General features: G+C 69.2%; 10 protein-coding genes. 5 read left to right on the top strand and 5 right to left on the bottom strand.

The window, feature by feature from the left end:
• Positions 1–232 precede the first annotated feature (232 nt).
• Positions 233–949 carry an NAD(P)H-dependent oxidoreductase gene (locus RMO12_RS11055; protein ID WP_309639323.1) on the bottom strand — a complete coding sequence of 239 codons (717 nt, stop codon included), beginning with the start codon at positions 947–949 and terminating at the stop codon, positions 233–235.
• Between the two features lie 114 nt (positions 950–1,063).
• Between RMO12_RS11055 and RMO12_RS11050 the strand changes: the two genes are divergently transcribed.
• The 5 genes from RMO12_RS11050 to RMO12_RS11030 all read left to right on the top strand — a co-directional run bounded on the left by RMO12_RS11050 (position 1,064) and on the right by RMO12_RS11030 (position 6,282).
• Positions 1,064–1,678 carry a ParA family protein gene (locus RMO12_RS11050; protein ID WP_309639322.1) on the top strand — a complete coding sequence of 205 codons (615 nt, stop codon included), beginning with the start codon at positions 1,064–1,066 and terminating at the stop codon, positions 1,676–1,678.
• Positions 1,679–1,825: 147 nt separating this feature from the next.
• A complete protein-coding gene (locus RMO12_RS11045; protein ID WP_309639321.1) occupies positions 1,826–2,572 on the top strand; it encodes a response regulator transcription factor in 747 nt (248 codons plus the stop codon).
• A gap of 72 nt (positions 2,573–2,644) precedes the next feature.
• A complete protein-coding gene (locus RMO12_RS11040; protein ID WP_309639320.1) occupies positions 2,645–4,510 on the top strand; it encodes an ATP-binding protein in 1,866 nt (621 codons plus the stop codon).
• A 166-nt stretch (positions 4,511–4,676) separates the two neighbouring features.
• The gene (locus tag RMO12_RS11035) at positions 4,677–5,669 is read left to right on the top strand and encodes a YncE family protein (protein WP_309639319.1); all 993 of its coding nucleotides are present in this window, start codon (positions 4,677–4,679) and stop codon (positions 5,667–5,669) included.
• An 85-nt stretch (positions 5,670–5,754) separates the two neighbouring features.
• Positions 5,755–6,282, top strand: coding sequence for an SRPBCC family protein (locus RMO12_RS11030; RefSeq protein WP_309639318.1), 528 nt, complete (start codon positions 5,755–5,757; stop codon positions 6,280–6,282).
• Positions 6,283–6,315: 33 nt separating this feature from the next.
• Here the strand turns inward: RMO12_RS11030 and RMO12_RS11025 are convergent, their stop codons facing one another.
• From RMO12_RS11025 to RMO12_RS11010, 4 genes are all read right to left on the bottom strand, one after another.
• A complete protein-coding gene (locus RMO12_RS11025; protein WP_309639317.1) occupies positions 6,316–7,326 on the bottom strand; it encodes an anion permease in 1,011 nt (336 codons plus the stop codon).
• An 83-nt stretch (positions 7,327–7,409) separates the two neighbouring features.
• Positions 7,410–8,054 carry a DUF47 family protein gene (locus RMO12_RS11020; protein ID WP_309639316.1) on the bottom strand — a complete coding sequence of 215 codons (645 nt, stop codon included), beginning with the start codon at positions 8,052–8,054 and terminating at the stop codon, positions 7,410–7,412.
• Between the two features lie 68 nt (positions 8,055–8,122).
• Positions 8,123–8,851, bottom strand: a complete 729-nt coding sequence (locus RMO12_RS11015) for a deoxynucleoside kinase (RefSeq protein ID WP_309625223.1) — start codon at positions 8,849–8,851, stop codon at positions 8,123–8,125.
• 147 nt (positions 8,852–8,998) lie between these two features.
• The coding region (locus RMO12_RS11010; RefSeq protein ID WP_309639315.1) for a hypothetical protein at positions 8,999–9,192 on the bottom strand (194 nt) is incomplete at its 5' end.

Below are 9,192 nucleotides of genomic sequence, written 5' to 3'. Positions count from 1 at the left end.
GCCAAACGGGCCGATCAGGATGCCGGCGGCCAGGTCACCAATGATGGCGCCCAGACCAAGCGCCTTGGCCAGCGGCACCGCCAGGACGGCGGCGCCGAGGAACACAAGCGCGCCGGTGAGCCAGGGGGTGACAGCGCTCATGATGTCGCTCCCCCTCCCTCTGGGGGAGGGTTGCACTGCTGTTCTCCCTCTCCCCGCTCTGGGAGAGGGCTGGGGTGAGGGCAACGCGCGCTCACGGCTGCACCTGCGACGTCACCGCCTTGCCCGGCCGGTCGCGCTGCGGCACTTCGCATGCGGGGCAGGCTTCGATGTCGGCCATCTCGGGCCAACCGGGGTAGCTGAGGAGCCGCTGGCGGTAGGCGGCAACATGGTCGGCCAGTGCCTCACGGCTCACGCCATGCGCACCGTGCATCAGCAGCGGCGGCAGGAAGCGCAGGCCGCAGAGTGCGGCGGTCTGCTCGTAGGGCGGCAGGAAGGCGTCGAAGAAGTAGCGGTTGTAGCCGTCGGGGTGGTAGGCCGACGCCGGGCCGCCGGTCGAGGCGACCAGCCACACGTCCTTGCCGCGCAGCGCCGTGCCCGGCCCGTTCGGCCCGTGTCCATAGGCCCAGCCGAGCGTGAGCACGTCGTCGAGCCACAGCTTCATGAGCGGTGGCATCGCGTACCAGTGCAGCGGGTGCTGCCAGACGATCAGGTCGGCACGCTCGGCCGCGGCCTGCTCGGCGGGGACGTCGATCACGTAATCGGGGTAGCGCGCATAGAGGTCGCGCACTTCGATGGAGGGCGCGACGGGCGTGCTGGGTGTGCCCGACGCGGCGGGCGTGGAGCGCGTGGTGGTGGTGGTGGCTGCAGAGGCATCGGCGCCGAGCTGTCTTGCCGCGTCGAGCAGCGCTCGGTTCACGCGCGACAGGCGCAGGTCGGGGTGGGCGGCAAGGACGAGCACATGGGACATGGCGTTGCGGCAGCTTGGGGGAAGCACGGACGGCGCGTCAGGCAGCGAGCGCGCGCGCGCCGCTAACATAACCGACGTCCAGACGCAAAAACGCGGCGGGACCGTGCAAGGGCGGTGATCGGGGTGGCCTATCCAAAGGGCGGCGTGGGCAAGTCCACGCTCGCGACCAACCTCGCCGGCTTCCTGGTCCGCCAGGGCCATGCGGTGATGCTCGGCGACGCCGACCGCCAGCAGTCGGCGCGCATGTGGCTCGGCCTGCGACCGACCCATCTGCCCGTCATTGCAGGCTGGGAGCTTGACGCCGATCGCCTTGCCAAGCCGCCCAGGGGCACCACGCATGTCGTGCTCGACACGCCCGCCGGGCTGCACGGCAAGAAGCTCGACGAGGTGATGAAGATTGCCGACCGCGTGCTGCTGCCGCTGCAGCCGAGCATCTTCGACATCTACGCCACGCGTGATTTCCTTGACGCCTTGCTGGCGCGGCGCAAGAGCGAGCGCGTGGACGTGGCGGTGGTCGGCAACCGCGTGCGCGAAGGCACCATCGCGGCCGAGCAACTCGCTGCGTTTCTCGCCAAGCTGGGCGTGCCGGTGCTCGGACACCTGCGTGACACGCAAAACTACATCCACCTCGCAGCGCGCGGGCTCACGCTGTGGGACGTGGCGCCGAGCCGGGTTGAAAAAGACCTCGAACAATGGGCACCGCTGACGCGCTGGGCGCTCGCCTCCTGAAGCGCAGCGCATGACGCCCTTTCTGACAGCGCATCGGCGTTCGCACTGCGCGCGCTTTTGGCAACCCCTAGAAGGGACACCGCGGCCGCGCCGGGACCGCTACTACCATCGCGCGCAAATCATTCAAAGTCGGGGGAACAGAGTGCCATGAAAGTCTTGCTGATCGACGATCACCCGTTGATCTTGTCGGCACTCAAATCCGTGATCCAGGGCCTGGGCGAAAACGTCACCGTGGCCGGCGTGTCCAGCGCGAACGCGGCACGCGCAGCACTCGTCCTGGACGCCGATTTCGACCTGGTGCTGCTCGACCTGCAGCTCGGCGACGCCGACGGCTTTGACCTGCTGGCCGAACTGCGCGCCGCCTACCCGGCCTTGCCGGTGGTGGTGGTGTCGGGCAGCGACCGCACCAGCGACGTGATCCGCGCGATCGACCTGGGCGCGATGGGCTTCGTTCCCAAGCGCACCCACAACGACATGCTGTTCGAGGCGCTGCGGCTGGTCATGTCGGGCGGCGTGTACGTGCCGCCCATGACGCTGGGCGTCGAAGGTGCCGCTGCGGCGGACCCCCCTGCCGAGCAGGAGACCGTGCCCGGCTACATGAACATGATCGGCACGCAGGCCACGCAGGGCGACTTCCAGGCCGTGCCCACGCTGGCCACGCTCGGCCTCACGCCGCGCCAGACCGACGTGCTCGCGCTGCTGCTACAGGGCAAGCCCAACAAGCTCATCGCGCGTGAACTCGAGGTCTCGGTCGAAACCATCAAGGACCATGTGGCCGCGGTGTTGCGCGCGCTCGGCGTCAACTCGCGCACGCAGGCCGTGCTGGCGGTCAGCCAGATGACGCAGCAAGGCGGCCGCGTGGCAAGCCGCGCGAGCGCTGACGATTGTTCATGAGGTCTCGGGCGGCATGAGCCCGCACGGCCGCCCGACGAGCGCAGCCCGAATGCGTAGCACGAAGCACCTCTGATGAGCGCCCTGCCCCTGCCGGCGACGGCCGACGCCGCGTTGACGGCAACCTCACCGCCACCGCCACCGCCACCGCGGCCAAGCGAAGCGGACCTGCTGCCCGACCTGGTGCGCTCGCTCTACGGCCAGGCCGGCGTGGCTCTCGCCGGCCACCTGCTCGGCGTCGTCATCGTGCTGGTGATCTTCAGCGCGGTGGCGCCCCGCACCGAGCTGGTGGGCTGGAGCCTGCTGTTCGTGGCGCTGTGGACCATTCGCGTGCTGATCGTGCGCCGCTACCGGCGCGCCGGGCCGGCCGCCGCCGAGCTGGACGCGGCGTCGTGGCAGCGCCTCTGGAACGCCGGCTCGCTGGCGACCGGCGCGCTCTGGGGCTTGGCGGGCTGGATGTTCTACGGCGACGGCCGTGCCTTCCACCAGTCGGCGCTGCTGCTCATCCTCTACAGCTACTGCGTCGGCGCCATTCCCTTGCTAGCGTCGCACTACCGCATTTACTTCGCCTTCACGTCGCTGTGCTTCGTGCCCGTCACCCTGCGGGTTGCGCTGCCCGGTGACCCGGACGCGCTCGGCCTGGCCGTGGTGCTGGCGCTCATCTTCATCATGACCTCGATGCTGGCGCGCAGCTACCGCCGCGTGTTCGAGCAGGCGATCTCACTGAAGGTAGGCACCGAGCGCCTGGCCGCGCAGCTGCAGGTCCAAAAGACCGCCGCCGACGAGGCCCGGCGCGTGGCCGAGGCGGCCAACCGCGCCAAGACGCAGTTCTTTTCCGCGGCCAGCCACGACCTGCGTCAGCCCCTGCATGCAATGGGCCTGTTCGCCGAGGCCTTGCGCGCCAAGAGCCGCGGCGACGTGGAGGTGACTCAGCTCGTCAACAGCATCAACAGCTCGGTCGATGCGCTCGAAGGCCTGTTCGGCGAACTGCTCGACATCACCCGCATCGACAGCGGTGGCGTGGCGGTTCATGCGGTCGATTTCAGCCTGCGCGAGCTGTTCAAGCGGCTCGAATTGCAGGGCGCGCCGACCGCCTTCGAGAAGGGCCTGGCGCTGCGCTTTCGCGGCATGCACCGCGCCGTCCATGCCGACCCGCTGCTGGTGGAACGCGTGCTGCGCAACCTGGTCGCCAACGCCATCCGCTACAGCATCGACGGCGGCGTGCTGGTCAGTGCGCGCCAGCGCGGCGGCGCGGTGTTGCTGCAGGTGTGGGACACCGGCGTGGGCATCACGGCGGCCGAGCAGACGCGCATCTTCGACGAGTTCTACCAGGTGCAGGGCAGCGCACCGCTGGGCGCGCACGAGGCCAAGGGGCTGGGGCTGGGGCTGGCGATCGTGCAGCGGCTCGCGCGGCTGATCGATGCGCCGCTCGGCCTGGCGTCGGTGCCGGGTCGCGGCAGCGTGTTCACGCTCACGCTGCCGCTGGGCCGCGCGCCGCGCCCGCCGACGCCTCTGCCCGACGCCGCGCGCGCCGCCCTCCTGCTGCGGCTCGAGCAGCGCCGCATCGTCGTGGTGGAAGACGAGCCCGCCGTGCGCGAGGGCCTGTCGGTGTTGCTGCAAAGCTGGGGCGCCACGGTGGTGGCGCTGGACAGCGTGGCGGCGGTCGAAGACTGGCTGCGCCAGACGCCGCCGCCCGAGGCGCCGCACCTGGCCATCGTCGACCACCGCCTGCCGCACGGTCGCAGCGGCCTCGCCGCACTGGCACTGATGCGCGCGGCGTTCGCGGCTTTAGCGGCGCCGCTGCCCGCGATCCTGGTGACGGGCAGCACGATGGTCGGCCACGAAGACGAGGCGAGCCGCCACGACGTCCATGTGCTCATCAAGCCGGTGGCGCCCAACAAGCTGCGCGCGATGATCGCCTTCAAGCTCGGCCTGCGCTGAGCCGCGGAGCACGCGGCAGCACGCCGCGCATCGCATCGTCTTGCGCAACGCCGGGGCAAATGCCCGCGGCCCGTCGCGCGGCGCGGGCATGAGCCCGCACTGCCGCCCACAAGGGCGAATACCAGGCTGCGCAGCGCGCAGGAACCCGGGTGACCACAATCACGCGATGCACCCGACCCGCCCTCGCCAGCGCCTGCCAGGTCGGGCCGCGCTGCCCGCACTGACGCTGCTCGTCGCCGCGGCCACCGCGGCCACTGTGCATGCCGCCCCGTTCGCCTACATCACCAACCAGGGCGACCACAGCCTGTCGGTCGTCGACCTGGCCACGCAGCAGGTGCGCACGACCATCCCGGTGGCCAAGTCGCCGGCCGGCGTGGTGGCCGTCGGCCGCGTCGGCAAGGTGTTCGTGACCGCGCCCGGCGACAACGCGGTGTCGGTGGTCGACATGGCGAGCGAGCGCGTGATCGCCACCTTGCCGGCCGGCGCCGGCGCGGTCGGCATCGACGCGGCGGCCGACGGAGCGCGTGTCTACGTGGCCGACTGGTACGGCGGCCATCTGCTCGGCTTTGACACCACCAGCCACCGCGAAGTGCTGCGCGTGCCAATCGGGCAGGCGCCGGCCGGCGTGGCGGTCGCGCCCGACGGCAAGACGGTGTTCGTGGCCGAGCGCGACGACGACACGGTGGCCGTGGTCGATGTGGCGAGCGCACGCGTGGCCAAGCGCATCGCGGTCGGCCACCATCCCTTCGCGCTGCTGATCGACGCGCCGCGCCAGCGGCTCTATGCGCTCAACGTGCTGAGCGACGACGTGTCGGTGATCGACTTGGCGAGCGCGCGCGTGGTCGCCACCGTCAAGGTCGGCAAGGCACCTTATGGCGCTGCGCTGGCCGACCACGGTCGGCGGCTCTACATCACCAACCAGCACGCCGACAGCGTCTCGGTCATCGATCCCGCCACGCTCGCGGTGGTGCAAACGCTCGGCGGCTTTGGCTACCCAGAAGGCGTGGCCGCGGCAGGCGAGCGGGTGCTGGTCGTGAACTGGATGGACGACAGCCTTGCCGTGCTCGACGCCGCCTCCGGGCGCTTGCTGCACACCATCGCCACCGGGCGCAATCCGCGCGGCTTCGGTGCCTTTATCGGCGAGCCCGTGCCGAAATAGGCGCGCCGCCTGGCCGACACTTGGTGCCGCTTTCCCGCTTTTCCAAACCCGCACTTTCCCCGTGCTTGACCCCAGGAGACTTCCGATGCTTTCACGCCGGCATGCCGCGCTCGCGGTGCTGACCCTCGTTTCCACCGGTGCCGCGTTTGCGCACGGCCCGACGCGCCAGAAGGTGGTCGAAAAGATCACCATCGACGCCCCCGCCGAGGCGGTGTGGGCGCAGCTCAAGGACTTCGACGCGCTCGCCAAATGGCACCCGGCCGTCGAGGCGAGCCCGGCCGACCAGGGCAACACCGAAGGCTCGGTGCGCACCGTCAAACTCAAGGGCGGCGGCGGCCTGGTCGAGACGCTGGAGAAGTACAACGCCCAGGCCAAGTCCTACACCTACCGTGCCAAGGACGGCGGTGCGCTGCCGGTGACCAACTACCTGTCGACCTTGAGCGTGAGCGACGACGGCGGCAAGTCCACGGTCGAATGGCGCGGCGCCTTCTACCGCGCCTACCCCAACAACAACCCGCCGCCGGACCAGAACGACGAGGCCGCGGTCAAGGCAGTGACCGGCGTCTACCAGTCGGGGCTGGCCAACCTGAAGAAGCTGGTCGAGAAGAAGTAGGCCCGGGTGCCGCCAGCCTCGTTGGCTGGCGCGCTAGAAAACGAAACGGCTCAACGCGTAGAAAAGCGCCGCGATCAGCGCCGAGGCCGGGATGGTGAACACCCATGCCCACACGATGCGCCCGGCCACGCCCCAGCGCACCGCCGAGAGCCGGTGCGTCGAGCCCACGCCGACGATGGCGCCGGTGATGGTGTGCGTGGTCGACACCGGAATGCCCAGGCCGGTGGCGAGAAACAGCGTGACCGCACCGCCCGTTTCGGCGCAGAAGCCGCCCACGGGCTTCAGCTTGGTGATCCTCTGGCCCATGGTCTTGACGATGCGCCAGCCGCCGAACATGGTGCCCAGCGCAATGGCGATGTAGCAGCTCCAGATCGTCCACCACGGCGGCGAGGTGTCGGCGGCGCCAGCGTAGCCCGAGGCAATGAGCAGCATCCAGATGATGCCGATGGTCTTTTGCGCGTCGTTGCCGCCATGGCCCAGGCTGTACAGGCCCGCCGAGACCAGCTGGGCGCGGCGAAACCAGCGGTCGATGCGCAGCGGCGTGCGGCCGCGAAACAGCCACGCCACTGCCACCATCAGCATCGAGCCGAGCAAGAAGCCGAGCAGCGGCGAAACGATGATGAAGGCCATCGTCTTGGCCACGCCGCCGCCCATCAACGCCCCGGGCCCCGCCTTGGCCATGACCGCACCGACGATGCCGCCGATGAGCGCATGCGAACTCGACGACGGAATGCCGTAGTACCAGGTGACGAAGTTCCAGGCGATCGCGCCGACGAGGGCGCCGAACACCACGTTCGGATCGACCACGCCCGGCTCCACGATGCCCTTGCCGATGGTCTTGGCCACCGACAGCTGGAACACGAACAAGGCCACGAAGTTGAAGAAGGCCGCGAACAGCACCGCCTGCTGCGGCTTGAGCACCCCGGTGGACACCACTGTGGCGATCGAATTGGCGGCGTCGTGAAAGCCGTTCATGAAATCGAAGGCGATGGCCAGCATCACCAACGAGGCCACCACCCAGAAACCGAGCTGCACCGACTGCATGTCAGTGGCTGCGCCGCGCGTCGCGCACACTGCGAAGCATGAAGCGCAATGAGCGTCGGGCGTGTTTCATCCTGGCCGTCGGCTCAGGAGTTCTCGAGGACGATGCCCTCGATGAGATTGGCCACGTCCTCGCAGCGGTCGGTGATCGATTCGAGCATCTCGTAGATGGCCTTGAGCTTGATCAGCTCGCGCGTGTCGGGCTCCTCGCGGAAGAGCTTGCTCATCGCCGCACGCATGACGCGGTCGGCGTCGCTCTCCAGATGGTCGATCTCCTCGCAGGTCTTGATCGCCGCCTCGGCCGCGCTGGGCTCGCTGATGCGCGGCAGCAGGCTCACCACATGCTGCACGCGCTCGCAGCAACGCGCGCTGAGCTCGCCCAGGCGCAGCGTCTCCTCGGTCATGCGGCGCACGTCGTAGAGCGTCATCGTCTCGGTGGCGTCCTGCAACAGGTCGAGGATGTCGTCCATGGCATTGATGAGGCCGTGGATTTGCTCGCGGTCCAGCGGCGTGATGAAGGTCTTGTGCAGCAGGCGGTTGACCTCGGCGGTCACCTTGTCGGCCTGGCGCTCGGCCACGTCGACCGCAGCAGCCTGGCGCTCGCGCTCGGGCAGGTCGGTGTAGTTCTCGATCATCGCCATGAAGGCGCGTGCGCCCTCGACGATGTGGTCGGCATGCTGGTTGAACAGCTCGAAAAAATTGCCTTCACGCGGCAGCAGTTTGCCAAACATAAGAGAGGGGCTCCCGGAAGATGCGGCGCAGAGGGCGGCGCCGGGCGGAGCGGATTGTCACATCACGGTCACGAGATGATCAGCCCACTGCTGCTGCCCTTGCCGGCCTTGCCCGCGAGGCCGCTGGCGGCGCGGCCGGGCCGGTCGGGCGGATCGTAGAACTCGAACGGTCCGCGAAAGCGCTCGATGCGCTCCAGCAAGCGCTGGAAATCGTCGCGGTTCTCGGCCGGGTGAAAGGCGTCGGTGTTGACGGCCAGCACCGGGCTCGCGCGGTGGTTGGCGAAGTAGCGGTGGTAGCCGTCGGCCAGCGCGCGCAGGTATTCCTCCGAGAGGCCGCGCTCGGCCGCCAGGCCGCGCTTCTTGATGCGCGCCATCAGCACGTCGGGTTCGGCCTGCAGCCAGATCACCAGGTCGGGCGCCGTGGCCTGTGCGCTGTGGCGCTTGTAGATTTGTTGATAGAGCGCGAGGTCTTCGTCGCCGAGCGTGAGCAGCGCGAAGATCCGGTCCTTGGCGAACAGGAAGTCGCTCACCACGCCGCGCTCGAACATGCCGGGCTGCGCCAGTTCCTTGAGCTGCTCAACGCGGTCGAACAAGAAGCTCAGCTGCGTGGGCAGCGCCAGCGGGTTGCCGCGCCCCGCGCCCTGCCCGCCCATGTGTTGGTAAAAGCGCTCGAGGTAGGGGTTGTCGGCCGCATGCTCGAGCACCAGCCGCGCGCCCCAGTGCTCGGCCAGCGCACGCGCCAGCGTGGTCTTGCCCACGCCGATCGGGCCTTCAAGGACGACATGCCTGAAGCGCATGGCCGCATTCCGTCTCGTGTGTCCCGCGCCGCTCATGTCCATCATTCAGACGATGTTGGAGGCGCTCGGCGGCAGCATCGTGTGCACCGGGATCGGTAGCGAGGAAAGCGACATGGCGAGAAGGGCGACAGCGGAAGTGGCTCGCGATTATCCCGGGCAGTCCACGCGCCTCATCGGAAACTCGACCGCGCGCGTGCGACCGCGCCGCTCGCCCTCGATGCGCGCCAGCAGCGAGCCGTCGCCGAGCAGCCGGTAGCTGATGCGCTGCGCAAAGTCATGCAGCGGGTTCTCGAACACGATGCCATCGGCGTGCGCACTCGCGGCCCGGAACGACACGCTCG

Origin of the sequence: Methylibium sp. (assembly GCF_031393925.1) — a bacterium.
Classification (GTDB): domain Bacteria; phylum Pseudomonadota; class Gammaproteobacteria; order Burkholderiales; family Burkholderiaceae_C; genus Methylibium.
The sequence above is the reverse complement of the archived record's forward strand: the minus strand, read 5'-3'. Positions and strand labels throughout refer to the sequence as shown.

Coding starts and splice junctions, on each gene's coding strand:
- RMO12_RS11035 (WP_309639319.1), top strand. CDS start 4,677: ATGCACCCGACCCGCCCTCGCCAGCGCCTGCCAGGTCGGGCCGCGCTG.
- RMO12_RS11020 (WP_309639316.1), bottom strand. CDS start 8,054: ATGTTTGGCAAACTGCTGCCGCGTGAAGGCAATTTTTTCGAGCTGTTC.
- RMO12_RS11015 (WP_309625223.1), bottom strand. CDS start 8,851: ATGCGCTTCAGGCATGTCGTCCTTGAAGGCCCGATCGGCGTGGGCAAG.
- RMO12_RS11040 (WP_309639320.1), top strand. CDS start 2,645: ATGAGCGCCCTGCCCCTGCCGGCGACGGCCGACGCCGCGTTGACGGCA.
- RMO12_RS11055 (WP_309639323.1), bottom strand. CDS start 949: ATGTCCCATGTGCTCGTCCTTGCCGCCCACCCCGACCTGCGCCTGTCG.
- RMO12_RS11045 (WP_309639321.1), top strand. CDS start 1,826: ATGAAAGTCTTGCTGATCGACGATCACCCGTTGATCTTGTCGGCACTC.
- RMO12_RS11030 (WP_309639318.1), top strand. CDS start 5,755: ATGCTTTCACGCCGGCATGCCGCGCTCGCGGTGCTGACCCTCGTTTCC.
- RMO12_RS11025 (WP_309639317.1), bottom strand. CDS start 7,326: ATGCAGTCGGTGCAGCTCGGTTTCTGGGTGGTGGCCTCGTTGGTGATG.